This window comes from Schwartzia succinivorans DSM 10502 (genome assembly GCF_900129225.1).
GTDB classification, from domain to species: Bacteria; Bacillota; Negativicutes; order Selenomonadales; family Selenomonadaceae; genus Schwartzia; species Schwartzia succinivorans.
In genome coordinates this window covers 28,079-54,747 of sequence record NZ_FQUG01000009.1, presented here as the reverse complement: position 1 = coordinate 54,747, position 26,669 = coordinate 28,079, and the positions used below count along the sequence as shown (strand labels likewise).

Annotated in this window: 25 protein-coding genes and 1 tRNA gene; 7 read left to right on the top strand and 19 right to left on the bottom strand. The window is 48.4% G+C overall.

Going from position 1 to position 26,669, the window contains the following annotated elements:
* Nucleotides 1–11 precede the first annotated feature (11 nt).
* The 15 genes from BUA83_RS10475 to BUA83_RS10405 all read right to left on the bottom strand — a co-directional run bounded on the left by BUA83_RS10475 (nucleotide 12) and on the right by BUA83_RS10405 (nucleotide 15,741).
* Nucleotides 12–1,118, bottom strand: a complete 1,107-nt coding sequence (locus BUA83_RS10475) for a flagellar basal body P-ring protein FlgI (protein ID WP_072936242.1) — start codon at nucleotides 1,116–1,118, stop codon at nucleotides 12–14.
* A 17-nt stretch (nucleotides 1,119–1,135) separates the two neighbouring features.
* Nucleotides 1,136–1,693 carry a flagellar basal body L-ring protein FlgH gene (locus tag BUA83_RS10470; RefSeq protein WP_072936279.1) on the bottom strand — a complete coding sequence of 186 codons (558 nt, stop codon included), beginning with the start codon at nucleotides 1,691–1,693 and terminating at the stop codon, nucleotides 1,136–1,138.
* 65 nt (nucleotides 1,694–1,758) lie between these two features.
* Nucleotides 1,759–2,496 carry a flagellar basal body P-ring formation chaperone FlgA gene (gene flgA, locus BUA83_RS10465; protein WP_072936241.1) on the bottom strand — a complete coding sequence of 246 codons (738 nt, stop codon included), beginning with the start codon at nucleotides 2,494–2,496 and terminating at the stop codon, nucleotides 1,759–1,761.
* Complete coding sequence (gene flgG / locus BUA83_RS10460) at nucleotides 2,496–3,284, bottom strand: flagellar basal-body rod protein FlgG (RefSeq protein WP_072936240.1); 789 nt, start codon at nucleotides 3,282–3,284, stop codon at nucleotides 2,496–2,498. Before flgG ends, flgA begins: the two co-directional genes overlap by 1 nt.
* Nucleotides 3,285–3,378: 94 nt before the next feature.
* On the bottom strand, nucleotides 3,379–4,176 hold the full coding sequence (gene flgF, locus BUA83_RS10455; protein WP_072936239.1) for a flagellar basal-body rod protein FlgF: 798 nt from the start codon (nucleotides 4,174–4,176) through the stop codon (nucleotides 3,379–3,381).
* Between the two features lie 220 nt (nucleotides 4,177–4,396).
* Nucleotides 4,397–5,425 (bottom strand): rod shape-determining protein, encoded by a 1,029-nt coding sequence (gene mreB, locus BUA83_RS10450; protein ID WP_072936238.1) that lies wholly within the window; start codon nucleotides 5,423–5,425, stop codon nucleotides 4,397–4,399.
* A gap of 169 nt (nucleotides 5,426–5,594) precedes the next feature.
* On the bottom strand, nucleotides 5,595–6,497 hold the full coding sequence (gene sucD, locus BUA83_RS10445; RefSeq protein ID WP_072936237.1) for a succinate--CoA ligase subunit alpha: 903 nt from the start codon (nucleotides 6,495–6,497) through the stop codon (nucleotides 5,595–5,597).
* A gap of 21 nt (nucleotides 6,498–6,518) precedes the next feature.
* Complete coding sequence (gene sucC, locus BUA83_RS10440; RefSeq protein ID WP_072936236.1) at nucleotides 6,519–7,712, bottom strand: ADP-forming succinate--CoA ligase subunit beta; 1,194 nt, start codon at nucleotides 7,710–7,712, stop codon at nucleotides 6,519–6,521.
* 210 nt (nucleotides 7,713–7,922) lie between these two features.
* Entirely contained in the window at nucleotides 7,923–8,618 is a 696-nt protein-coding gene (locus tag BUA83_RS10435) for an L-ribulose-5-phosphate 4-epimerase (RefSeq protein WP_072936235.1), read from the bottom strand.
* A 44-nt stretch (nucleotides 8,619–8,662) separates the two neighbouring features.
* On the bottom strand, nucleotides 8,663–9,304 hold the full coding sequence (locus BUA83_RS10430; RefSeq protein ID WP_072936234.1) for an HAD family hydrolase: 642 nt from the start codon (nucleotides 9,302–9,304) through the stop codon (nucleotides 8,663–8,665).
* Nucleotides 9,304–11,043 carry a putative bifunctional diguanylate cyclase/phosphodiesterase gene (locus BUA83_RS10425; RefSeq protein WP_072936233.1) on the bottom strand — a complete coding sequence of 580 codons (1,740 nt, stop codon included), beginning with the start codon at nucleotides 11,041–11,043 and terminating at the stop codon, nucleotides 9,304–9,306. Before BUA83_RS10425 ends, BUA83_RS10430 begins: the two co-directional genes overlap by 1 nt.
* Nucleotides 11,044–11,209: 166 nt before the next feature.
* On the bottom strand, nucleotides 11,210–12,559 hold the full coding sequence (bioA, locus tag BUA83_RS10420) for an adenosylmethionine--8-amino-7-oxononanoate transaminase (protein ID WP_072936278.1): 1,350 nt from the start codon (nucleotides 12,557–12,559) through the stop codon (nucleotides 11,210–11,212).
* A gap of 26 nt (nucleotides 12,560–12,585) precedes the next feature.
* Nucleotides 12,586–13,293 (bottom strand): dethiobiotin synthase, encoded by a 708-nt coding sequence (gene bioD / locus BUA83_RS10415; RefSeq protein WP_072936232.1) that lies wholly within the window; start codon nucleotides 13,291–13,293, stop codon nucleotides 12,586–12,588.
* 3 nt (nucleotides 13,294–13,296) lie between these two features.
* Entirely contained in the window at nucleotides 13,297–13,887 is a 591-nt protein-coding gene (locus tag BUA83_RS10410; RefSeq protein ID WP_234988322.1) for a biotin transporter BioY, read from the bottom strand.
* 246 nt (nucleotides 13,888–14,133) lie between these two features.
* Nucleotides 14,134–15,741, bottom strand: coding sequence for an amidase (locus BUA83_RS10405; RefSeq protein WP_072936230.1), 1,608 nt, complete (start codon nucleotides 15,739–15,741; stop codon nucleotides 14,134–14,136).
* A 403-nt stretch (nucleotides 15,742–16,144) separates the two neighbouring features.
* Between BUA83_RS10405 and BUA83_RS10400 the strand changes: the two genes are divergently transcribed.
* From BUA83_RS10400 to BUA83_RS10375, 6 genes are all read left to right on the top strand, one after another.
* Nucleotides 16,145–16,825, top strand: a complete 681-nt coding sequence (locus tag BUA83_RS10400) for a hypothetical protein (protein ID WP_072936229.1) — start codon at nucleotides 16,145–16,147, stop codon at nucleotides 16,823–16,825.
* Nucleotides 16,826–17,009: 184 nt separating this feature from the next.
* Nucleotides 17,010–17,675, top strand: coding sequence for a deoxyribose-phosphate aldolase (gene deoC, locus BUA83_RS10395; RefSeq protein WP_072936228.1), 666 nt, complete (start codon nucleotides 17,010–17,012; stop codon nucleotides 17,673–17,675).
* A gap of 18 nt (nucleotides 17,676–17,693) precedes the next feature.
* On the top strand, nucleotides 17,694–18,269 hold the full coding sequence (locus BUA83_RS10390) for a chromate transporter (RefSeq protein ID WP_072936227.1): 576 nt from the start codon (nucleotides 17,694–17,696) through the stop codon (nucleotides 18,267–18,269).
* A gap of 11 nt (nucleotides 18,270–18,280) precedes the next feature.
* A complete protein-coding gene (locus BUA83_RS10385; RefSeq protein ID WP_072936226.1) occupies nucleotides 18,281–18,847 on the top strand; it encodes a chromate transporter in 567 nt (188 codons plus the stop codon).
* A 39-nt stretch (nucleotides 18,848–18,886) separates the two neighbouring features.
* Nucleotides 18,887–18,975: transfer RNA gene (locus BUA83_RS10380), tRNA-Ser, on the top strand.
* A 417-nt stretch (nucleotides 18,976–19,392) separates the two neighbouring features.
* Nucleotides 19,393–19,764 (top strand): hypothetical protein, encoded by a 372-nt coding sequence (locus BUA83_RS10375; protein WP_072936225.1) that lies wholly within the window; start codon nucleotides 19,393–19,395, stop codon nucleotides 19,762–19,764.
* An 88-nt stretch (nucleotides 19,765–19,852) separates the two neighbouring features.
* Here BUA83_RS10375 and BUA83_RS10370 read toward each other — a convergent pair whose 3' ends face one another.
* The 3 genes from BUA83_RS10370 to glmS all read right to left on the bottom strand — a co-directional run bounded on the left by BUA83_RS10370 (nucleotide 19,853) and on the right by glmS (nucleotide 24,908).
* A complete protein-coding gene (locus BUA83_RS10370) occupies nucleotides 19,853–21,223 on the bottom strand; it encodes a sodium-dependent transporter (protein WP_072936224.1) in 1,371 nt (456 codons plus the stop codon).
* 158 nt (nucleotides 21,224–21,381) lie between these two features.
* Nucleotides 21,382–22,884, bottom strand: coding sequence for an IMP dehydrogenase (locus BUA83_RS10365; RefSeq protein ID WP_072936277.1), 1,503 nt, complete (start codon nucleotides 22,882–22,884; stop codon nucleotides 21,382–21,384).
* A gap of 194 nt (nucleotides 22,885–23,078) precedes the next feature.
* Nucleotides 23,079–24,908, bottom strand: coding sequence for a glutamine--fructose-6-phosphate transaminase (isomerizing) (glmS, locus tag BUA83_RS10360; protein ID WP_072936223.1), 1,830 nt, complete (start codon nucleotides 24,906–24,908; stop codon nucleotides 23,079–23,081).
* A gap of 499 nt (nucleotides 24,909–25,407) precedes the next feature.
* Here glmS and BUA83_RS10355 point away from each other — a divergent pair, with 499 nt between their 5' ends.
* Nucleotides 25,408–25,926, top strand: a complete 519-nt coding sequence (locus tag BUA83_RS10355; RefSeq protein ID WP_072936222.1) for a cysteine hydrolase family protein — start codon at nucleotides 25,408–25,410, stop codon at nucleotides 25,924–25,926.
* Nucleotides 25,927–25,978: 52 nt separating this feature from the next.
* Here BUA83_RS10355 and BUA83_RS10350 read toward each other — a convergent pair whose 3' ends face one another.
* On the bottom strand, nucleotides 25,979–26,656 hold the full coding sequence (locus BUA83_RS10350; protein ID WP_072936221.1) for a flavodoxin: 678 nt from the start codon (nucleotides 26,654–26,656) through the stop codon (nucleotides 25,979–25,981).
* Nucleotides 26,657–26,669 lie beyond the last annotated feature (13 nt).

Here is a 26,669-nt window from a genome sequence, read left to right as displayed (position 1 = left end):
AGTCAAACACCTCAAATTATCTCAAGGTCAGCATGTAAAGCTCCGGATGCCTTGATTGCCTGAAGGATTGAAATAACATCCCTCGGTGTAGCACCCACTGCATTCAATGCGCCGACAATATCCGCTACATCAGCCGTAGCAGGAAGGACGATTGTATTCGCGTTGTCCTCAGTAACATCTACGTCCTGATTCTTCGTAACGATGGTGCTGCCGTAGCTGAACGGTGCAGGCTGGTTGGCATCCTCTTCCGTCGTGACACTGATGGATATGCCGCCCTGGGTGACTGCAATGCTGTCAACGGAAACATCTCCACCCATTACGATGGTGCCTGTACGCTCGTTGACTACAACCTTCGCAATCTTATCAGGCATAACAGGAAGCTCCTCAAGTCCTGCAATGAAGCCTACAACGTTGCCGCGGTAATACGGCGGTACAGTAATATCTATGCGTCCCGGATTCGCAGCCTTAGCTACGCTGCCAAAACGAAGATTGATTGCCTGTGCTACGCGGGCAGCTGTTGTGAAGTCGGGCTGAGCAAGGGAAAGCGACAGTGTGCCGTTTGTTCCGAGATCATCCTCAACAGTTTTTTCAACGATAGCTCCGTTCGGCGTTGTTCCTACAGTCGGGAAATTTTTCTGACGGGTATTACCGCCGTTTCCCGCAGTAAAACCGCCGGTGGATACTGCGCCCTGCGCCACCGCATAGACCTGACCGTTGCCGGCCTGAAGCGGTGTCTGAATCAGTGTTCCGCCCTGAATGCTCTTGGCATCACCCATGGAGGAAACTGTGATATCAATGGTGTCACCCTCGCGTACGAAGGGCGGGAGCGTCGCCGTGACCATAACCGCCGCTACGTTTTTCGTTTTAAGCGAGGACTGGTTAATCGTAACACCGAAGCTTCTCAGCATATTCGTTACGGACTGGAGGGTTTCCAGAGTCTTATTGGAATCTCCAGTACCGTTCAGGCCCACGACGATACCGTAGCCTACAAGCTGGTTCGAGCGGACGCCCTGCACCTTGGCAATGTCCTTGATACGGGTTATCGCCGAATCGGCAAATGCTGTATTAAAGGTGAACATGCACAAAACTGCAACAAGCAGTGCTGTAATTTTTTTCATACAAATACCCCCGGTTGTCAGAACAGGATATTGAAAATCTGTGTGAGAATGCCCTGACGCTGTTTTGCGTTGATTGGGCCCTTGCCGTCGAACTTGATTGTCGCATCGGCAACCTGTGTGGAAGGAACTGTATTATCATAGGTTACGTCATCTCTGCGGACAACACCGCGAAGCGTAATCTTATGTTCATTCTTATTGTTCCAGATTGACTGCGTTCCCTCGACAACCATGTTTCCGTTCGGCATAACCTCCGTAACGGTGACGGTAATACGACCCGTAGCACGGTTTACGTCTGTTGCCGTTCCGTTTGCCTTCCATGTATCAGAACCGCTTGCGGATGCCGCCGCCAGAAATCCGAAAATACCTACGCCGGCATTCAGATTAGTGCTTCCGCTTTTCGAGTTCGAACCGCCCTTCACCATGGATGTAGATGCGGTCTCACTGATTACAATAGTCAAAATATCTCCAACATTGCGTGCCTTGCGGTCAGCGAAAAGCATGCTTTCAGAACCGCCCGGGGAATCCGCCCAAAGGGATTGAGCCAAAGCCGGAGCCGGCATAGCCGAAAGCATCATAATGCAAAGACCTGCAGCTGCGCCTTTTTGCAATTTCTTAATCATTCTGTCGTCACCTCTTGTGCTCAAACAACCTCTACCGTTGTCGCGTCGATTACCCTTGCCCTGATGATTCTGCGGGACGAATTGTTGCGTACACGTATGATTTCTCCTTCGCGTCCGGGCTGCAGGGTAGTACCCTCCATCTTTACCTCAACACCGTTAACGGACGCTACCAGCGTTACAAGTGTTCCCGGCTGCAAAACAACCTTTGATTTAATCATGCTGCGCTCCAGTGCGCGGCCTATTGTAACAGGACGTGCGGTAACCTTTCCAAGTACCTCATCGATTCGTGTGAAAAAACGCTTTCCCTTCGTTCCTATCTCCCGTTCCTCCAGCCGAACGTCAGCCGCTGTAAGCGGAGTTTCCGGCTGAAGCGGGCGTGCCGCCACAACAATATTGTCATAAAGGTGGATACGATAGTGGCAGCGGATTGTCCTGGACGGAACACCGTCTACTACCGGTGTAATCTCAACGGACGTATTCCCCCAAAAACGCAGACCGCCCGAGGTCTGCACCTGAAAACTTACAGCCCCGAGCGGTATCTCCATCGGCCGAGGCAGATGAACACATTCCAATTCATAACGGCCTTCCATGACTGCCGCTTCCAGCGACTCATGCAGAAAAGCCTCTGCCGCTTCCTTCATCTGTTCCTGTGAAACTGTCTGCATTTCCGCAGCATCAGCCGGCGTATATGCCAGCGCCCGCAGTGGAAATGCAAAAACGCACCACAACAGAACAGCAGTAAAACACAGCTTACGCATCAGCGTTTCAAACCATTCGCAATTTCAAGCATGGAATCCGATGTCGTGATTGCCTTTGCATCGGATTCGTACGCACGCTGAGCAACAATCATGTTGACCATTTCCTCAACAACCTGGATATTTGACATTTCGATTACGGACTGTACAAGCGTACCTGCTCCGTCTTCTCCCGGGTTTCCGTCAAGAGGCTCACCTGATGCTTCTGTTTCAATGAAAAGATTCTTTCCGATAGCTGTAAGACCTGCCGGATTGACAAAGCGCGTAATCGTAATCTGTCCGACCTCGTTCGTCTGTCCGTCTACAACGTCCGAAACAAGACCTGTTCCGGAAATAGTGATGGAATCATTCGACGCGTTCTGGTCGATTGTGATATTGTCAGCCTCAGGATATCCGTCCGTCGTAACAAGGCGGCGGTTGGAATCAAGCTTGAACGAGCCGTCGCGCGTATAAGCAACCGTTCCGTCCGGCATCTCTACGCGGAAGAAACCCTCTCCCTCAATAGCGATATCCGTCGGATTGCCTGTTGCCTGCAGATTACCCTGTGTAAATATACGCTGGGTTGCGGCAAGACGGTCACCGAGACCAATCTGCAGTCCTGTCGGATACTGGGAATCCGGACCGCTGTTTCCTCCTGCCGGACGCAGTGTCTGGTACAGAAGGTCATGGAACTCAGCGCGCACCTTCTTCGCGCCGTAGGTATTAACGTTCGCAAGATTATGTGCGACAACGTCCATATTGTCCTGCTGCGTCTTCATGCCTGACGCTGCGGACCAAAGGGCTCTCATCATAATGCATTCGCTCCCATCAGATAAATCGTAAAAATACTTAACCTTATTAATTATATCGAAAAGTTTTTGAAATAACTTAACTGCTTTTCAAATATTAGGACACACGTCCGACTTCATTTACTGCATGGTCAAGCAGCGTATCCTGTGAGGTTACCGCCTTGGAGTTTGCCTCATATACACGGTGATTATTGATGAGCTCAACCATTTCATTTACGACATTAGAATTCGAGCGCTCAAGAATTCCCTGATAGATTTCTCCCGTTGCAGGCCGAGGCTGTGCCCCTTCCTGCGCAAAATAAAGGCTGTCACCCTGCTTCAAAACAGCACGGCGGTCATCAAATTCCACAAAGCCAAGCTGACCTATCTGTTCACCGCCGCCGTAGATTTCACCCTTCGAGCCGATTATTACATCCACAACATCCTGCGGAATCTGGATTCTGCGGCCACGCGTATCGAGCACCGGCTGTCCGAGTGACGTTACAATCGTGCCGTCCTGCTGACGATAGAAATTACCGTTTCTCGTATAGCGTATGCCCTGCGGCGTCTGTACCTCAAAATATCCGTTTCCGGAAATTGCGACATCCAGAGGATTGCCTGTCGTCATCATGTTTCCCTGAGCAGCATCCGTAGCAATCTCTGCGGTATAAGAACCCAGACCGAGGGTTCCCACAACCGGTGCACGGCGGTCAAGAGAAAATTCCTTAAAATCAGTTACTGCTATTTTTTTTGTATCATTTATACGGCGGATGAGCATAGGATTAAACTCCTCATCAATCGCCCGGTCACGCTTGTATCCTGTCGTATTCGCGTTTGCCAAATTGTTTGCGATAACGGCAGTACGGTTCTGCTCAGAAATCATTCCCGTCGCAGCCGTATATAATCCACGCCACATTTACGCCACCTCATTTTCAATAAATCTCATATCTATTTCAATTCGACACGCAGTATCAAAAATCCTGCTTTTAGCAAAAATCCTTTTATAACGCCTTTGTTCAGGTTTTGCCGTAGGCAAAACTCCATCTGTCGGCGTTTCAACGAGGCAGGAGATATGCTCGCCGCCTGTTATTTACCCAAGCCCCCACTTATAGAAGTGTAGAACATCTTTTGCCGAGTTACAGCTTATGAAAAAAGCTAGGTGACTCCTGCACATCTCCAAAACGGTCCACATATTCCAGAGCCTTTCCTGTGCCAAGTGCAACACATGACAGCGGATCATCTGCAATCATTGCAGGAATACCCGTTGACCTTTTGATAAGCTCGTCAAGTCCATACAGCATCGAACCTCCGCCTGTGAGTACGATGCCGTGGTCCATAATATCCGAGGAAAGCTCCGGCGGAGTTTCCTCAAGCACCTTCTTTACGCATCCAACGATTCGCCCTACCTGTCCTTCAAGAGCTTCAGCTGCATGTGCGGTAGTCATTCTTATGTTTTTGGGGAGTCCTGTCAAAAGGTCTCTGCCCCGCACATCCATTTCTGCCTGGCGAGCGTCACGGAACGCAGCAGCAATCTTTATTTTAACCTCTTCTGCAGTACGTTCGCCAATCATTACATTAAACATACGGCGGACGTATTCAATAATCGCCTCATCAAATTTATCTCCTGCTACACGAAGGCTGGCGCTTGTGACAATGCCTCCAAGGCTTATGACCGCCACATCCGTTGTTCCTCCACCGATATCGACAATCATCGAGCCTGTTGCTTCATCAACGGGAAGTCCTGCGCCGATAGCGGCAGCCATAGGTTCCTCAATGAGCTGGGTACGACGCGCGCCTGCCTGCTCCGCAGCCTCCTGCACAGCACGTCTTTCAACCATTGTAACTCCCGTAGGAACGCATATCATGATACGTGGCCTGAATACGAAACTGCGGCCAATAACCTTATCAATGAAATACCGCAGCATACTTTCAGTGATATCGTAATCAGCAATAACACCCTCACGAAGCGGACGAATAGCAACAATATTTCCCGGAGTGCGTCCGAGCATACGTTTAGCGTCTTCTCCGATTGCAAGAATCTTACCGGAATCCTTGTCCACCGCGACAACCGACGGTTCTCTGAGAACGATTCCCTTATTTTTTACATAGACCAGTACATTTGCTGTTCCAAGATCAATGCCGATATCCATATTCATTCCAAACATTTATCATGATCCTTCCCGATTTAAAGAATAACCCTTTTCCACAAAGTCAATCTGAAAACAGGCATATATATAAAATAGTAAAGCAGGCTATATATTTTGTCAAACATGAATTTCAAAAAAATATCTCCCGACCGAATGTCAGTCAGGAGATATTTCATTCAATATTTAATCAGCATGTATGACATTTATCGTAAATGCCGTGCTCTTTGAGCACCTTGACAGCGAGCTGTCCCATGGATGCAACAGTATCTGCTACCTCAATACCTGCTGCGTTCAAAGCCTTAATCTTATCCTTTGCAGTTCCTTTGCCGCCGGAAATAATCGCGCCGGCATGGCCCATGCGTTTGCCCGGAGGCGCCTGCTGTCCGCTGATGAAGCCTACAACCGGTTTCTTCATGTTCTCTTTAATCCACTCAGCAGCTTCCTCTTCTGCTGTTCCGCCGATTTCACCAATCATCATTACAGCCAGTGTATCCTCATCCTCATTGAATGCTTTGAGAACCTCAATGAAATCCATGCCCTTGACAGGGTCGCCGCCGATACCGATACATGTCGTCTGGCCGATACCCGCCATGGTGAGCTGATATGTAACCTCGTAGGTCAATGTGCCGGAACGGGAGATAACTCCGACATGTCCCTTCTTATGTATATATGTAGGCAGAAGTCCGAGACGGCACTCGTCAACTGTAAGAATACCCGGGCAGTTAGGCCCGATGAGTTTTGTCTTCTTGTCTTTGAGATAGCGGCGCACACGTATCATATCCATAACCGGAATGTTCTCAGTTATGCAGACAACAAGGTCAACGCCTGCGTCAGCAGCTTCAATGACGGAATCCGCCGCAAAACGTGCCGGTACGTATATAACTGAAACATTTGCGCCTGTTGCCTCAACAGCATCACTCACCGTATTGAATACAGGAATCCCGAGAACCTCTTCTCCTGCTCTGCCCGGAGTGACACCTGCCACAACATTCGTTCCATAGTCTTTCATAATCTGTGTATGGAAGGTCGCCTGTTTACCGGTAATACCCTGAACAACAACCTTGCTGTCTTTTCCAACGAAAATTCCCATGAATCGTTTCCTCCTTTGTCCTCAGGCTTTTATCCGTAATTCAGATTTTTTTGCTGCAGCAAGCTCTACCGCACGCTTTGCGCCATCGTCCATATCTGCTGCCATATAGACACCCGGCACATTTGCCTCTTTAAGAATTTTGCGGCCTGCTTCAACATTCGTTCCGTCGAGACGGGCAATTACCGGGACACGGAGTCCTACAACCTTCGCTGCTTCAACAATACCGGATGCAATTACATCGCATTTGTTGATTCCGCCGAAAATGTTTACAAATACGCTGTGAACCTGGTCGTCCGACTGCATTATACGGAACGCCTCCGCAATCTTCTCTACCGTCGAATCGCCTCCGACGTCGAGGAAGTTTGCAGGTTCACCGCCATAGTATTTAATAATATCAACAGTTGCCATAGCCAGACCTGCGCCATTGACCATGCATGCTACATCGCCGCCAAGGTTGACATAGGAAAGAGCCGCTTTTGCTGCCGCGCGTTCCTTCGGGTCCTCCTCACTCTCATCGCGGAGAGCTTCAATTTCAGGATGACGGAAAAGAGCACTGTCATCAAAGTTCAGTTTCGCATCAAGCGCGATGACATCATTTTCCTTTGTTACAACAAGCGGATTAATTTCTGCCAGGGAGCAGTCTTTTGCCACAAAGGCTTTGTAAAGGCAATCCATAAATTTCGTAACCTTATTCATTACCTCAGGCTTGAAGTTCATACGGAAAGCCATGCGGCGTGTCTGGAACGGCATGAGTCCCGTGACAGGGTCAATATATTCCTTGAAAATTTTCTCCGGTGTTTCTTCCGCAACCTTCTCGATTTCCATGCCGCCTTCCTCGGAACCCATCATGACAATCTGTGCAGTCTTGCGGTCGATAACGAAGCCAAGATAATATTCTTTTTCAATGTTGGAACCCTCTTCAATGAGAAGACGGTTTACCTGCTTGCCCTCAGGGCCTGTCTGATGTGTAACAAGAACCTTGCCCAGCAGTCCGGATGCGAACTGTTTGACTTCGTCAATGTTGTGGGCAATCTTGACACCGCCTGCCTTGCCTCTGCCGCCTGCATGAATCTGTGCTTTTACGACAACAACCGGTGTTCCCAGATCCTTTGCCACACGCGCAGCCTCTTCAGGACTGAACGCAGCGTTGCCGTTCGGAACTTTTACTCCGAACTCACGAAGAATCTGCTTACTCTGGTACTCATGAATGTTCATAGATTTGCCTCCTGTCTTATGTTTCACTTTCAAGCTGCATCCAATGGGGATGCTGTACAGTATTTACGCATTTTATGAAATTTACAAGTTTCATTGTAACTGTTTTTTTCACTTTCGTCTACCGAATTTTCAAAAAAATTTATCATCAAAAGTAAATTATTTCGAATTGTATACATAATCCAACTAAACAAAAGTTAAATGCCTGAAAGCTCACTTCTGACCGTAATAGGCATCTTCCCCATGCTTTCTGAGATAATGCTTATCCAGCAGAACAGGATTCATTTCCGGAAGCTTTTTGCCGGCGATAGTCTCCGAATACAGTGCCATACGTGCGACCTCTTCGAGAACCACAGATTTTTTTACAGCCGCGGCCGCATTCCTTTCCCATACGAAAGGACCGTGGGAAGCCACCAGTACAGCAGGAATCTCCATCATATCTTTTCCCGCAAAGGTTTCAACTATCACCCTGCCTGTTTCAGCTTCGTATGAGCCCTGTATTTCTTCATTCTTCATTGGCCTCGTACACGGAACAGCTCCGTGAAAGTCATCCGCGTGTGTAGTTCCCAGTGCAGGAATCCCGCGGTTTGCCTGAGCCCATGAGGTCGCATAACGGGAATGTGTATGAACAACACCGCCTATTTCCTCACAGGCGCGGTACAGCTCAAGGTGTGTGTCAGTATCAGAGGACGGGCGCAGTGTTCCTTCGACGACCGAGCCGTCCTCAAGTCTTACAACCACCATGTCCTCAGGCTTCAGCTCATCATATTCAACGCCCGACGGTTTGATTACCACCAGACCGCTTTTGCGGTCAATCCCCGATACATTTCCCCAGGTAAAGGTTACAAGTCCGTATTTCGGAAGCATGCAGTTGGCACGGCATACCTCCTCCTTAAGTTTTTCCAGCATATCATTTCCCCCTTTTTTTCTGAATAAAGAAAAAAGCGCTGTTTTCACAACGCTGTAATATCTATTTCCTTTAAGCTGTCAACAATCCAGTCAGCCCGTGAAAGATCCTGCTCACCGGAGTTCGGGTTTCGAAAGGCAATGCACCGCATGCCTGCCGCCTTTGCCGCAGCAATCCCCGATGCAGCATCCTCCAGTACCACGCAGCATGAAGGCTTTTCTCCAAGACGCTCAGCAGATATACGGTACACCGCGGGATCCGGCTTGCTTGCAGGAAGGTCGGCACCGCTCAGCACTGAATCAAAATACTGCCTGAACCCAAATTTGTCAAGTACTGCTTCAATTACCTGTCGGGCAGACGATGATGCCAACGCCATGGGAATATGCTCCTCCGACAAACGAAGAAGGAGCTCACGGGCTCCTTCAATCGGATGTATTGCATCATCATTTTTTAGAATATCGAGATAACGCTCATGCTTATAATCAGCCAGCATAGAAGGTGTAAGCTCCATCCTGCCTGCTTTTTTTATCGCATCAGAGAAGAGAATCTTGCTGGTGCGTCCCATGTACGCGGAAAAATCAATTTCCGCATCCAGTCCGAAATGCAGGAGTGTTTCGCGCTTAACGCGCGTATGAATCGGCTCACTGTCTATGAGGACTCCATCCATATCAAAAAGAAATGCCTTCATCAATCCTCAGCTTTCTCCAGTGCTTCTCCAACGACAGGGCTTCCTGCCAATCGCTCGATGTATTCGTCCTTAGGCATCGGTTTTGAGAAATAATATCCCTGAATCTCATCGCAGCCGATTTCCTGAAGGAATTCCACCTGTTCCTTTGTCTCAACGCCTTCGATAACGACCTCCATGTGGATATCATGAGCGAGCTGCACCATATGCTCCATTATCTTTGCGGCGCGGAAGGATGTGACAATCTCCTGGACAAATTTCATGTCAATCTTCAGAATGTTGACAGGCAGATTGCGAAGCATTGACAATGAGGAATATCCGCTGCCGAAATCATCCATCAGGAACTTGAAGCCGGCATCCTGGAAGCGTCTCATCATCGTCATAATCTGCTGCGGATTATCGGTATACGCGCTTTCGGTTACCTCAAGCTTTATCATCCACGGTTCAAGGTCGTATTTCTTCATAAGTCCCATGAAGAACTCCAGGAGATTTTCATCGTAGAAGTCCAGCCGTGAAACATTCACTGATACAGGAACGACACGACCGAGCTTGTCCCGTTCCTCCGCCAGCAGGCGGCAGACCTCTTCCCACACGTAATGATCGAGGCGCACAATAAAACCGTTCCGTTCAAAAAGCGGAATGAACCGTGCAGGGGAAATCATTCCCTCCTTGGGATGTACCCAGCGGACAAGAGCTTCTGCACTGGTATCGCACTTTTTCACCACGCTGTATATCGGCTGTAAATAAATCGAGAACTGTTTCTGCTCAATTGCAAACTCCATTTCCCGAAGAATCATCTGCTCATCCATCATACGTTCGCGCATCAATCCGTCGTAAACAGCATAACGCTTCTGGTAATTGTCCTTTACAACGCTCAACGCCATATGCGCGCGGTCACACATCTGGTCAACAGGCAAAAATACATCGTCAACAGGGAACACCCCGGCATAGAACATAACTGTATGCGGAAGCACAAGCGTCTGCATATCCCTGTCCAAAGCCTCGATGAGATCATCCATCATAAGCAGGTCCTCCGGCATGCAGATTGCAAAATGGTCTGCCTCCAAACGTGCACAGATGCCCATATCCCCCACGTAATGTGCCAGGCATGCCCCGGCAGTTTTAAGCACAAGGTTGCCCGTTTCCATATCACACAAATCATTTATTACCTTGAAATGACTTATGTCAAAGTAGGCTATGGCATATTTGGTATTTGAATTATGCTGCATAAGCTCCGCAGCCGCAGAATAGAACTTTTCGCGGTTATACAGCCCCGTAAGCGGATCCTCTCCTATCTTACGGCTTAACTCCAAAAGCTGTACTCTCTGCTCCGCCTGTTCAATTTTGCGCCATTCATTTTCAAGGCGCGCCATAACATTTCGGACACGGCAGCGGACAATGACCGGATGATACGGCTTCGTAACGAAGTCGGCAGCACCGAGCTCCATCATCCTTGCCTCATTCTCTTCTTCGCTGCGGGATGTCGTGGCAACGACCGGAATCGAAGAAAACCTTGAATCCTTTTTCAGGCGGGTGATCAGCTCAAAACCGTCCATAACAGGCATAACAAGGTCGAGCAAAACAATATCTACGTTGTTCTGCTCAATAATCTCATATGCCTGCAGCCCATTCTCTGCCTGCAGGATTTCATAGTCGTCCTTGAAAAACTCCTCGAGAATGCTGCGGTTGATTTCCACATCATCTACGATAAGCATACATGGCCTTTTGGCTCTTTTCTCCATAAATATTCCTCTTTCCGTCGGGGAAAAACGAAACATTCCCTTGCCATTTTAGGTTGACTATATTCTATCATATTACTAACGAAGTTTCATCTTTCCAGCAAAAGAATTTTCATAAAAAAAGACTTCGGCTGTCATTACCGAAGTCTTTTCATTGATTCTGACCGAATTATTTAGGAAGAACCTCTTCCAATGCCAATTTGGCAAGACGAATTGCTTCATCAAGCTCAGGCTGCGTTATGTTAAGAGGCGGATTAAAGTACAGCACGTCGCCTATAGGACGGAGCAGGAGGCCGTGTGCCAGCGCATGGCGGTAAACCTCATATCCTGTACGCTTTGCCGGATCCAGCGGTTTCTTTGTTTCCTTGTCAGCAACAAGCTCAAATGCATGAATAAGTCCGATGTGACGAATCTCACCCACATTCGGATGCGTAAGAATTTCATCCTGCATTCTTTTTGTGAGCCATTTCGCGTTTACAGTCATGTTTTCAAAAATGGGCTGTGTACGGAATATATGCTGTACGGCAAGCGCAGCAGCACAGGCAAGAGGATTTCCGGCATACGTGTGGCTGTGAACGAACGCCTTCCCTTCGCTGTAATCCGCGTAAAAAGCGTCATAAATTTTATCTGTAGTGACCGTAATCGACATTGGAAGGTATCCTCCCGTCAATCCTTTTGATATCGTCATAATGTCAGGCGATATCCCTGCGTGGTCACAGGCAAACATGCGGCCTGTACGGCCGAAGCCTGTCGCGATTTCATCTGCAATAAGAAGCACGCCTGTCCTGTCGCAAAGCTCACGAAGCTTTTTCAGGTAAAGAGGCGGATAAATACGCATACCGGCACTTCCCTGAAGCAGCGGTTCTACGATGATAGCCGCCGTTTCCTTCGCGTGCTCCTCAAAGGCCTTTTCAGCGTACTTAAAGCACTCGCAGCTGCAGTGCTCCCTATCCTTGCCGAATGGGCAGCGGTAGCAGTCCGGTGCTTCTACATGAATGTTCTGCATCATCATCGGCTGATACATTTTCGCGTAAAGGTCGAGACTGCCGACAGAAAGTGCTCCTATTGTTTCTCCGTGATAACCCTCGGAAAGACACATAAATTTTTGGCGCTCAGGATGTCCTGTCTGCAAATGATACTGGAAGCACATTTTAAGTGCTGCCTCAACCGCTGACGAGCCGTTGTCGTTGAAGTGAAATTTTGTGAGTCCCTTCGGAACAATCTGGGCGAGCATCTCAGCAAGCTTGATTGCCGCTTCATTTGAAAAATTGGCAAAGATGACATGCTCCAGCTTGTCCAGCTGCTCCTTTACCGCTTCATTTATAATCGGATTACAGTGTCCGAAAAGATTGCACCACCAGGAGCTTATGATATCAAGGTATTTTTTCCCGTGTACGTCATAGAGCCAGGCTCCGCGCCCACGTGCCGCCACAATCGGCGGCAGCTCCTCATAATCCTTCATCTGGGCTGCAGGATGCCAGATGTGCTTCAAATCCCGTTCTTCATAATGCTCATCCATCAACATAATAGTATATCCCCCAAATCTTATTTTTCGTCTTCAAATGGTGTGCAATACAGCCCTGCCAGAAAATCTGCATCAATATCCAGCTCGGTATCGCCTTTTTTCACTGTCGCGATAACAGGAACACCTGTAATTTTTTCAATCATCTTCAGATTATCATCTTCCATCAGGTCACCGGGATGGAAATTGTTCAGGATAACACCCTTCACGGGTATATGGCGGAATGCCAGGTGCTCAATCGTAAGCACCGCAGAGTTTATTGTTCCAAGTCCTGCATCAGCCACCACAATAGCGCCAAGGTCAAGACGTTTTACAAGGTCATCAATTATAACATGCTCTTTATCGTCCCATCTCAACGGACATATAATGCCTCCGCTTCCCTCCATCGTAAGGTAATCGTATTTTGCCAGTGCCCATTGGAAGTCCTCATCTACCTTGTCAAAGTCAATCTGCGTATGATTGATATTTGCTGCAAGGTGCGGTGAAACAGCCTCAGGGTACACATAAGTAACAAGATTTTCCACAGCCTCGCCTATATTTGCCGTCTCATTGACATATAGAGCATCTCCCGGGAGAAGCTCCCCATCCTTCCCGATTTCAGCTCCGCTGATGGCTGCCTTGTAGTAGCCTGCGTTTTTACCGCTGTCCCTCAGCTTCTTGACTATGAGGCCGGTCACATAGGTTTTTCCCACATCTGTCCCTGTCCCTGTTACAAAAATACCTTTTCCCATGATTTACGCTTCCTTTACATTGTATATATTGCGGATTTCCTTATTCTCTACCCACACTCCCGCAGTCTTGCATTTCACCGCAATACCGGCTGCAGCCGTGCAGAGAAGAAAATCCGGAACTACCTGCAGAATCCCGCAGTACAGAACAACCCACCAAAGAGAAACCGGAGCGTCAATAACATAGTTTGAAATCACATAGAACCAGCTGAGTCCAAAAAGATAAACAATCGCCATTCCACCGACGTTAACAAGCAGAAGACTCTTCATTGATATCTCTTTAAGACGGCGTGAATACCATCCGCAGAACCACGCCTGTACAATAAATCCGAGAAGATATCCGAAGGTAGGCTGCAGGACATAGCCAGGGCCTCCACCCGAAGCAAATACCGGCACACCGATGAGTCCCAGCAATACGTAAACAAAAACAGCCGTTGCTCCCAGTCTTCTGCCCAGCAGCAGTCCTGCCAGAAGCGTGAACATGAACTGCAGCGTAAACACGTCCGAACCAACAGGAATACGGATAAACGCTCCAGCAGCTACCAGCGCGACGAAAAGCGCACACAGAATCATTTCCCTTAACTCTAAGTTTTTCACGTAAACTCCCCCTTCGTTCACATAGGATACGCCCCACAGTTCATATTGTCAACCAACTATTTTAGTATGGTTAACCAAACATGCAGGCCTCTCCATCTGCAAAAAAGGATAAGCAACCGTGAAAAAGAGCCCTCCACAAATCACGAAATGTTCTGATTCATGGAAGGCTCTCTTCTATGTTTTATCCGTTCTATTTGTTCATATCTGACCGGGTGTCATGTTCCGCGCTCAGAAAGCCCAATCGTACTATTTTGCATTTCTGAAATCCGGGAAACGCCCATCCTTATAGAGCGGAGCAATCGTTTTTGACAGGGCGTATGCCACACGGAAGGCATTCAAGTCATCATAAGTGTTGCTGACAATCTGCACGCCGACGGGAACGTTTTTATCGGACAGTTCAACCGGCATAGCCACCACCGGATATCTGCTGGCAAGATTCCAAATCGGTGTCAACATAAGATTGGTGTTTGGATAGGTTTTCCCTTTTACCGGGGCTGTTTTATCCGGTGTCGCTTCAAGATCTGCCGGGAAATGAGGGGTTGCCAGCGTGGGCATAATCAGGGCGATGCAGCCCTTCTCGAAGACCTTCTGCTGGACGTCACGATGCAGCTTCATCAACAGCATTTCTGCATTAACCTGATCCTGTGGAGTCAGATTGCCTGCATACGCCTCCAGATTCTTCACGTACGAGCTGAACAGGTCACGATGCTCGTCCAAACCGTTGAATATGACGTACATGCTTGTTGACATGAGTCCCTTGAAGTAGGTAGGCATGAAGCTTTCGGCTTCGACATCGAGCTCTATCAGTTCAACCTGCGCTCCGGCCTTCTTCAACGCCGCAACAGTAGTATCCATGGCATGATTGGATTCATCGCTCAGACCGCCCTGGAGCCAGTTCCTGCAGTAGGCGACAGCGACCTTCTGCCCCTGAATCGGGGTATATTTCTGGGGATAGTCCAGCTTGGGACGAATTACGGAATGTACCTCCGGACTTGGACCGGTAATGACGTCCTGCATAAGTGCCATGTCAGCAAAAGTGCGTGCCATCGGCCCTAAGGTTTCGTAGGTGTTGTCCGACGTGGCTACGCGGCCGAAGGGAGGTTTGAAGCCATACAGTCCGTTCATGGCAGAGGGAATGCGGATGGAGCCGCCCATGTCGGAACCGGTGGCCAGCGTGCAGAAGCCGGCAGCCAGTGCCGCGCCTGAGCCGCCTGACGACCCGCCGGTGCCGTAGTAGAGGTTCCACGGATTGCGGCTGACACCGTAGAGCCGCGACCAGGTCATTGGGCTGAGATACTGCTCGGGTACCGTCGTCTGGAAGACAAATATCGCACCCTCTTTGCGGAGTTTCTGAATCATAGCACCGTCAGCGTCGCTTGGCTCATGGTCCTTCATGAGAAGGGACGCGGCATCGACACGCCATCCCTTGACTTCATTCTCGTCCTTGATGCCGACGGTAATCCCTTCAAGCCTGCGTGCAGAGCCGTTCCGATAGCGTTCATCGGCCTCCTTTGCCAGCTTTCTGGCCTCGTCAAAGTTGTCGAAGGTAATTGCATTGACCTTGCCTGCATTGAACGTGTCCAGCTCGTTTACCAGGTCCCGCCGCGATACGTTGTATTCGCCATTGTACTTCTTTACACGACTAATCTGCGCTTCCAAAACCTCGCTTGGCGTTGTTTCACCCTTTTTGAACAGTTCTATAAGCTGTACGGCCGGCATGTATGCCAGCTCGTCCTGCGTAAATTTCGACTCAGCAGGATTCGGGGCTGCCTGCGCCGCTGAAACGCAAACGGCAAAGCTGAACGCCATTAGCACAGCCAAAAGGAACCTAACCGCTTTCGGGGAATTATTCATTGTATCTCCTCCTTTGAATTTTTACCCGATATTCAAAACACCTGCAGCTAAAACCTAAACACCGGAATTTTCCTTGTCAGCTTTCTCCTCCTTTCATCATATACGGTCTTCCGTCGGTCATTTCCGGATGACAGAATACAATCGGCAGTTTCTCCCTGTGTGCGGATTTCAATATTGGCACAAAAAATTCTAATTTGCCGAACTATTTATCTGTTTATATTATCTTATTTTTCGTGTTTTCAGACAATATTTTTTTAAAGCTTCAATTAAAGTTTTCAAAACTCCCCACCTCTTTACTGTCGGCTTCTTTCTTTTGTCCATTTGCGCCAAAGGATTCTCCATGATAAAATAAGAAATATTGAAATCAATCCATAACTATAACCAAGAAAAGAGAGGAAACTACATGACAAAGATGAAATATACGCTGGGTACTGCAGTTCTTGCCGCTGCCCTTTTGGGAATGCCGGCAGCGCATGCTGAGGAGGTAAACGAGGAAGCTGCTTACGAGGAAGAGGCGGAAGCTCCCGCAGCAGCTGAAGCACCGGTAATAACAGGAATGCCTAATCCGTACATCGAGTACAAGGATGTTCCGGCGCTTGAGCGTGCAATCGGGTTCCCCGTGCTCTATCTACCTGCCAACTTTTATGCGTCTTACCATCCGGCAGTCCATGTATATGGCATCCATGGTCAGGTAGCAGATGTCAGATTCCAGAGCAAGCTTGACGGAAGCACTATTGCTCTCCGCACAGCTGTACTCCCGTTTGTAAACACAAATGACATCAGCGGCTTCTACAGCGTTGACTGGAAACAGGAAAGCGCAGGGGACATGAACAACACGCAGATTTACACCGCCGTTTCGGATAACGGGACACGCGTAGTCCGTTGGACTGCCGGCAACTTTGTATTCTCTCTTGCAATCAACAATGCAGACGATTCTCTTTACAAGGCTCTCGTAAAGAATTTTGTCATTGTCGCTGACCGTTTCAGCCACAAATACCACAATACTAACTTTGAAATGAATCCTTCAGCCAAGAGAATCCTTGCCGAAGAGAAAGCTGCTGCAGCCGCTGCGGCAATAAAATAAAAAATACAAACCGGTTTGATTTGCCGCTCACCACAGGCATTCAAACCGGTTTTCTTTTTCAATGGAAATGCCTGCTTTTGAAAAACTCACATATTGTGAAGTTTTGCCCTTGGCAAAACCTGAACAAAGGCGGTATAATGACCTTGTTTCGTAACACACGATAACCGGAAAGGGGTTTTATCCAATGAAAGGCTCGGATATTCTGAAGCACGTAGATCATACCCTGCTTTCTCCAACGGCTACATGGCCGCAAATCGAGGAGCTCTGTGAAGAAGCACTTATTTATCACACTGCTTCCATCTGCATTCCTCCTTCTTACGTATCACGCGTCCACGAAACCTTCGGAGCATCAATCAACATCTGTACGGTAATCGGATTCCCTCTCGGGGCAGATACCACAGAAGCAAAGGTGTGGGCAGCAAAGCAGGCTGTAAAAAACGGTGCCTCTGAAATTGATGCTGTAGTCAATCTGGGTGATGTCAAAAACGGAGATTTTGATAAAATCACGGAGGAGATTGCCTCACTGAAAAAAGCCGTCGGCAAGCACATCCTAAAAATCATCATTGAGACGTGTTACCTTGAGGACGAGGAAAAAATCGCCCTGTGCCATGCTGTCACGGACGGCGGTGCCGATTACATAAAAACTTCGACAGGCTTTGGCTCTGCAGGTGCAAGCCACGCTGATGTTGTGCTCATGCGTGCCAATGTCAGCAAAGACGTAAAGGTCAAGGCCGCCGGCGGTATCCGCACAATATCCGATATGAAGCAGTACCTTTCCGAAGGCTGCGACCGTCTCGGCTGCAGTGCGGCAGTACGTCTTTTAAAGGACAAAACTGACATAGAGGTCTAAAAAGGAGTTTTCTGTTCTATGGACTCACAAACAAACTCCGCGCGCGGTAATCACTTCTACCGCGCGCTTTTCATATCCACCTTCGTAATCAGCGCATTTACCGTAGGAGGCGGTTTTGTCATAATTCCCCTTCTAAAGGCAAAATATGTTGACGAATACGGCTGGATTAAAGACAAGGAAGCACTGGATCTGGTTGCCATTGCCCAGTCGATGCCCGGTGTTGTAGCCGCCAATGCGTCAATTCTACTCGGATACCGCATGGCAGGCGTCCTGGGTGCGGCAATAGCGCTTCTCGCCACGATTCTGCCGCCCCTCATAACACTTACCGCCATCTCCTTTGCTTATGAGGCCTTCGCATCAAACCCGTATATCCAGATGATTTTGAAGGGAATGCAGTGCGGAGCGACTGCGCTCATTGTGAACGTCGCAATCGACCTGCTCTCAAAACAGATAAAAAAGGGACTTCTTCTGCCCCTTATGATAATTGCAGGAACCTTCACTGCAAATTTCTTCTTTGATGTGAATATCATGCTGCTCGTATTGATTGACGGTCTTATAGGCTTATTTTTTATGCGCAGCCATAAATTTGATTGAGGAGGCATACCGTGATATATATTATTCTTTTCCTTGAATTTGCCAAGGCAGGTCTCTTCTGTGTAGGCGGCGGCTACGCATCAATGCCCCTCATTCAGGCGGTTGTGGTTGACCAGTATCACTGGCTTTCCCTCCGGGAATTTATTGACATCTTCACAATCTCACAGATGACTCCGGGCCCTATAGGTGTAAATGCCGCGACCTTTGCAGGCAACAAGATAGCAGGCATTTTAGGAGCGGTCTCTGCCACGGCAGGCTTTGTTTTCCCATCCTTCATCCTCGGCATACTGCTGGCTATGCTCTTTTATAAATACGGGGATATCGGCCCTATCCGCGGCATTTTGAACGGACTGCGGCCTGCAGTTGTTGCGCTCATTATAGGCGCAGGCTTCAGCTTTATCCTTCTGGCTCTCTGGAACTCAGAGGCAATGCCCTCCGACTGGGCTGCTGTGGACCTCCGCGGAGGAATCATTCTTCTTCTCGCCATCATCGCAATAAGAAAAAAGCAGGGAGTCATACCTGTTCTTCTCGGCAGCGGTATTCTTGGTCTTGTCATTGGAATTTTGCAGCAGTATTGACCAATCGCCATATCACTGATATAATATTACTTGCTTTTTGGAGAGGTGTCCGAGTGGTTTAAGGAGCTGGTCTTGAAAACCAGTGATGTCGCAAGGCACCGTGGGTTCGAATCCCACCCTCTCCGCCATGAAGATTCAGCCCCGATTTTCTGTCGGGGCTTTTTTGTTTCTTTTTTCATCATATCTGCCTTATCCGTTCACTATAAACCAATATATTTATTTTGAGAGTAAAGTCCCATCTTATGTTAAAAAATTCCTTCGTTTGAGCATATTGCTGCAAGTCCACTGAAATCTAACGAAAAAAGCTTAATTTGTATTTAACAGTTTTTCTTGAAAATTTGTGACTTAATTCCCACAGTCTGCTACATTTCATATAACTTTCATGAACGGCCCGTAATCCTTGATTTCATAGGCTTGCAGGCCGTTTTTGCATGCGATATAATGTAAACAGATATCCACTTACAATGTATTTTATTGCAGATTCTGCTGTAAACATTGTATGTTTACGGATGCCTGTACAACTAAACACAGGGAGGTGCTTAGCTATGAGTTCCATTCAAGCTGCGCTTTATGATCCGGCGAAGAGGATTTCTCCGTACATGATCGCAGTCACGTCAAAGGCAAATGCTTCCTCAGATAATCTTCTTTCAAAGCAGTATCGTCTGGAGAAAGGCAATTTCGAGGCAACGCTCGAGCGTTTGAGCCACGAGAAGGACGACCGCAACACGCGCGAAATCCGTACTGCTGAAAAGAAACTGGCGGAAGTACACAGGAAAATTGAAAAGATTGTTGACCGTAACAAGGCGAATCTTCGTACCGGTATTTCGCTCGATACCGAGCAGCATATCGGCCCGGCTTATTCCCTTGAGCTCAGTTTCAATTTCCAGAGCGCTGCAAATCGTATTCTCCTCAGCTAACATATCAGTCCCTGCCGGACATCGGCAGGGATTTTTCTTTGTCTGTACGCACACAAAAAAGGCTGCACCGAAGTGCAGCCCCGAAATTTTACTTTAGGAATATCGACATATAGCCTTTGACGAATATGTAAAGAACAATAAGCGGAAGGATATACGTGAGATAAAGCCTGAGCCATTTAGGAAATGCCATTCCCCGTCCTGTATCAGCTTCCCGTATGAAATTATCCCAGCCCCAGCCATAGCGCGTTACACAGAACAGCAGGTAAACAAGGCTTCCAAGAGGCAGCAGATTGCTGCTTACGAAGAAATCCTCAAAATCCAGGACTCCGCTGCCTGGTCCGAAGGGCTGAAAGCCCGACCATACGTTAAAGCCGAGAACGCAGGGCATTGACAGCAGGAATATGATTACAGCCAGTCCCGGGATTGTTCCCCGACGTCCCCTTCCCATCAGCTCAGTAACGCAGGAAATAATATTTTCAAATACGGCAATTACTGTAGACATGGCAGCGAATGACATAAACAGGAAGAACAGCGTTCCCCAGATGCGTCCGCCTGCCATGCTGTTGAACACGTTCGGCAGTGTGATGAAAAGCAGGCTCGGTCCGCCGCCCGGGTCAATTCCAAAGCTGAAGCAAGCAGGGAAAATTATAAGTCCCGACATAAGGGCTACAAAGGTGTCAAGCACAACAACCCATACTGCTTCTCCTGTCAGGCGCTTGGATTTTCCGATGTAGCTTCCGAAAATCGCAAGAGAACCTATTCCAAGGCTCAGTGTAAAGAATGCCTGTCCCATTGCAGCAAACACGACCTCGCTCACGCCGTACTTCATCAGATTATCCATGTTAGGCATCAGATAATAGGAGAGCCCTGCTTCGCTTCCAGGAAGCAGCACGGAATTCACCGCAAGCACAACCAAAAGCCCCAAAAGGCATACCATCATTGACTTTGTGATGCGCTCGACGCCTGCCTGTACTCCTAGCCAGCAGACTCCAAAGCCCATCACGACAACGGCAAGCATATGCACCGTCATAAGAACGGGGTCGGCCAGCAGTGCGCCGAATTTCTGCCCGATTCCGGCGGCATCCAGACCATCAAACCCTCCGATAGCCATCTGCCACAGATAATAAATCATCCAGCCGGAAATCGTCGTATAAAACATCATGAGAAGGAAATTTCCGGCAATAGCGCCATATTTATATAAGTGCCATTTTGTCCCCTTCGGCTCAAGCTCATCAAAGGACAGCGCAACGCTGCGCTTGCTCGCGCGGCCCACAGCAAACTCGGCAATCATAATAGGAAGGCCAAGAATTGCCAGAAAAACAAGATAAATAAGTACGAAGGATGCGCCTCCGAATTTTCCCGTAATATAAGGGAATCTCCAAACATTTCCCAGACCGATGGCACAGCCTGCGGAAACGAGAATAAACCCTAAACGGGAGGAAAAACTTCCACGTTCCAAAATGCGATACACCACTTTCTATAACGAATCGAAAATTAGTGTACTTCCATCCCCAGAAGACACTTAATAAAAAGTATATAAGAAAAACGAACCAAAATCAAATATTTTGAGATGCAAAAAAGCCTGCGGCATGAAGCCGCAGGCTTTGAAATATACTGTTAACGGGATGTGAACTGATCGCGTGGAATAACGTCGTGTGAGCCGCCTTCAACAATACTTACAGAGGATACAAGCGTAAGCTTCGCTTTATCCTGCAGTTCCTTGATGTTGAGCGCGCCGCAGTTACACATTGTGGAGCGTACCTTGCTGAGAGTGATGCCGACGTTGTCATGCAGCGGGCCTGCATACGGTACGTAGGAATCGACACCCTCCTCGAAGGAGAGCTTGGAAGCTCCGCCAAGGTCATAACGCTGCCAGTTGCGGGCACGGTTGGAGCCTTCGCCCCAGTATTCCTTATAGAATGTGCCGTTGAGCTTAACCTTGTTTGTCGGGCTTTCATCGAAGCGCGAGAAGTAACGTCCGAGCATCATAAAGTCTGCGCCCATGGCAAGCGCAAGAGTGATATGGTAATCGTGAACGATACCGCCGTCCGAGCAGACAGGAACGTAGATGCCTGTCTCCTTATAGTATTCGTCACGTGCCTGGCAGACATCGATAAGAGCCGTAGCCTGACCGCGTCCGATACCCTTCGTCTCACGGGTGATGCAGATGGAGCCGCCGCCGATACCGACCTTGACGAAATCTGCTCCTGCCTTTGCGAGGAACAGGAAGCCTTCACGATCAACAACATTGCCCGCGCCAACCTTTACCTCAGGTCCGAACTTCTTATGAATGTAGTCAAGAGTAATGCGCTGCCACTCGGAATATCCCTCAGAGGAATCAATGCAGAGGGCATCAACGCCTGCATCAAGAAGAAGCGGAACACGCTCAGCATAGTCACGCGTATTGATACCTGCGCCTACGCGATAGCGTTTGTTTTCGTCAATGAGCTGATTCTCAAACTCCTTATCCTCCGTGTAATCCTTGCGGAAAACCATATACATGAGGCGCTGGTTCTTGTCAACGAGCGGGAGCATGTTGAGCTTGCTTTCCCAGATGATGTCGTTAGCTTCCGTAAGAGTCGTGCCTGCATCTGCGTAGACGAGCTTTTCAAAGGGAGTCATGAACTCCGAAACTGGTGTATCCATGGACATGCGGGTTACACGGTAATCACGGCTTGTGACAATACCCAGAAGCTTTCCCGTCGGCGTACCATCCTCGGTAACTGCCATCGTCGAATGTCCGGTGACTTCCTTGAGTGCGAGGATTTCACCAAGTGTAGTCGTCGGCTTGATGTTGGAATCGCTGGAAACAAATCCGGATTTATAGCTCTTTACCTTTTTGACCATCTGAGCTTCCTGCTCAGGTGTCTGAGAGCCGTACAGGAAGGAAAGACCGCCTTCCTTTGCCAGCGCGATTGCCATCCTGTCATCAGAGACGGCCTGCATGATAGCCGATACCATAGGGATATTCAGGCTGAGTGCCGGTTCTTCGCCTTTCTTGAATTTTGTCAGCGGTGTTTTCAATGATACATTGGCCGGAATACATTTATCGGATGAATACCCCGGAACCAAAAGATACTCTCCAAACGTGTGCGACGGTTCTTTGTAATAAAATGCCACCATAACTCCTTCTTTCTCTTATTTTCTGAGCGCTTCCTCTTTGTGAAGCCGCTTTTGAAAGAGCACCCTATATGTGCCCCCGATTTGAATTTTTACTATTCTAGTACAACATATAGTGCATTGTCAAGGAAAAAGAACTTTGTATACATCAAAAAGAAATACGCCCATCCCAATGGACAGGCGTATATTTTTTGTTACTCAACAGTAACAGATTTTGCAAGATTTCGTGGTTTATCGACGTCACAGCCGCGGGTGATGGCAGCGTAGTACGCAAGGAGCTGCAGCGGTACGACTGCCAGAAGCGGAATCAAAAGCTCATCCGTTTCAGGAACCTTGATTACATGGTCTACATACTTCTCAAGCTCCGTATCATCTGCCGATGCAATACCGATGACTACTGCATCGCGGGCCTTGACCTCTTTTATGTTGCTGAGTGTCTTTTCATAGACGCTCTTCTGTGTAGCAAGAGCGATTACAGGAATGCTGTCAACAATCAGTGCCAGTGTACCATGCTTGAGTTCTCCTGCCGCATAGGCTTCAGCATGAATATAGCTGATTTCCTTCAGCTTAAGGGAGCCTTCAAGGGCTACGGCGTAATCGAGGGAACGTCCGATGAAGAATACATCCTCATTGAAGCCGTACTGCTTCGCAAAGGTCTTAATCGGGTCCTCGTCCTCAAGTGTCTGACCAATCTGTGTCGGGATTTCACGCAGTCCGCGGATAAGCTCCGTGATGCGCTCCTGAGGCATAGTTTCGCGGATGCCTGCCATATAAAGTCCAAGAAGCAGCATAACGATAAGCTGTGTCGTGTATGCCTTTGTGGAAGCGACAGCAATCTCCGGACCTGCCCAGGTATAAACAACCTGATCGGCTTCACGGGCGATTGATGAACCGACGACATTTGTAACCGCCAGTGTCTTCGCGCCAAGGCGTTTTGCTTCCTTCAATGCAGCCAGAGTATCGCTTGTTTCACCTGACTGGCTGACGACTATCATCAGAGTGTTTTCATCCACTATAGGCGAACGATAGCGGAACTCTGACGCAATATCGCACTCTACCGGAATACGTGCCATTTTCTCAATATAATATTTTCCAACGAGACCTGCGTGATAAGCAGTACCGCATGCAACAATGAAAATGCGGTTGAAGGAATTAAGGAAATCCTTATTCCACTTGAGTTCATCAAGAACAACAGCACTGTTATCCTTTGCTATACGGGAAGAAATCGTTGCACGGACAGCCTTGGGCTGCTCATGAATTTCCTTCAGCATGAAATGCTCGTAGCCGCCCTTTTCAGCTGCCTCAGCATTCCAGTTAACCTCGAATACTTTTTTCGTAACTGCCTCACCGGCATGGTTCGTAATCGAAACGGAATCCTTCTTCACAACAGCCATCTCGCCGTCGCTCAGGATATATGTACGGCGCGTACGCGCAATGATAGCAGGAATATCGGATGCGATGAAATTCTCTCCCTCGCCGAGTCCGATAACAAGCGGATTATCCTGCTTGGAGCAAATGAGCACTCCCGGGTCGCGGCGCGACATGAACACCAGCGCATACGAGCCCTCTATCTGCCGAAGCACCTCGCGGACAGCAGCCTCGAAATCCCCATCATAGACCTCCTCCAGGAGATGCGCGACAATCTCCGTATCCGTCTCGGACTTGAAGACATGTCCCTTCGCCATAAGCTCTTCCTTGAGGGCAAGATAATTCTCTATGATTCCATTGTGAACTACAGCGAAATCACCATGGCAGTCCATGTGAGGGTGAGAATTTGCATCAGACGGACGGCCGTGGGTTGCCCAGCGCGTATGACCGATACCCATCGTACCCACAGGAATATCATTTTCAATTTTCTCAGAAAGAGCAGCCAGACGGCCTACGCTCTTTTCCGTGCGAATCTTATCATTGTTATAAACAGCAATGCCGGCAGAATCGTAACCGCGATACTCAAGCTTGGAAAGGCCCTCGATGAGGAACTTTACCGCCTGGGCGTCACCTACATAACCAACAATACCACACATATGTAAACCTCCATTAAGTAAACGGATGCAGGTTTCCTGCTCCGATAAAACCTTATCGGCATCGACAAGGTCGTCAGTATTTATCCTTTTCCTGCTTATCGGTCCTTATACACTGCTTTGTCCCGCCCGTCACCGTTCGGATTTTACAGCTTTTTCGACCGGACCCGGCCGAGAGGCATCCGCTGAACCGGGAGCGTATGCTCCACCCTTCGACAACCTCTTCCTCGTCCTCTTGCATACGCAAGAGCTCGCGCTAAGATATAATCTTTTCCTTTGCCTCTGCCCACCTTTCCTTCGCCGTGAAACAACAGGAGATTTCACGTCGCAACATAAACAAAGCAAAGGAGCATAAGCCCCCTTGCTTTGCACGCACTTATTTTAATGTAAACAACTGGAATAGTCAAGTTTTTCGAAGGATACCATATACTCTTTCGTTTCAGCATTGACACTGTCAAGACAGATGTTAAAATAGATACAATATACGAAAGGGTGAAGCTATATGAAAAAAGCACTTATCGTCATCGACATGCAGAATGATTTTATTGACGGTGCCCTTGGCACAAAGGAAGCCATGAGCATACTTCCGTACGTTGAAAAAAGAGCAGCTGAGGCAGCAAAAGAGCCTGACACGCTTCTCGTTTTTACACAGGATACCCATAAAGAAAACTATCTTGATACAGCCGAAGGCAAGAAGCTTCCTGTTCCCCACTGCATCAAGCCTCAAAAGGGCTGGGAAATTGCTCCGTCACTTACACCGTATGTCAAGGATGCCGTTGTCATAGAAAAACCGACCTTCGGCAGCACGGAGCTTCCGAAGGCCGTCAAGGACTGTGACGAATTTATTCTTCTTGGATTATGCACGGATATATGCGTCATCTCCAACGCAATGCTGCTGAAAGCCTTCTATCCCGAGCGCCCCGTAAAAATCGACGCAAAAGGCTGCGCCGGCGTAACACCTGAAAGCCATAACAACGCTCTTGAAGCCATGAAGATGTGCCAGATTGAAATCATCCGATAAGGTAAAAATTATTAGGGGGGAGTCTACGACTCCCCCCTTAATAATTTCCATTTTATTTAACATACCCAAGCTTTTTCAGCCAGTCGGTTGCTTCCTTCTTTGCCTCATCACGGGAATTCTGTGCGACTGAGCCTTTCATGACAAGTGCCTCAGTAACCTTTGCCTTAGTTGCATTGGCAATATTGCTGTCAGTACCTGAAAGGCCGCTGCCCTCGTGAGTGCAGAAGGGTGCGATGGTCTTGCCTTCAAGCTTCACCTTGTCAAAGAAGGTATAGCATGGCATCGGAAGGTCGCCCCACCAAATCGGATAGCCTACAAATACTACATCATAGCCCGAAACATCCGGCATTGTACCGACAATCTCAGGACGTGCGTTATCGTTCTTTTCCTGCTTCGCCACCTCTGTTGCAGGTGTGTATTCCTTTGGATACGGCTTAGCCGGTTTAATCTCGAAGGTATCCGCTCCCGTTGCTTCGGCAATCATTTCAGCCAGAATACGTGTGTTGCCTTTTTCGACATTACCCACTACGTAATTTTCATCGGCACGGGAAAAATATACCACCAGCGCACGCTTTCCGGCAGGCGCAGAGCTTGCGGCGGCTTTAGGTTCCGTTTTAGGTGCTTCTGCTTTCGGTGCAGAGCCTGAGTTTTTCGCCGGTGCACTGCTGCCGCAGGCGGTAAGCGTTAATGCGCAAAGAGCCAGCACAAGCATGGTAAACATTTTCTTCATGAACAACACTCCT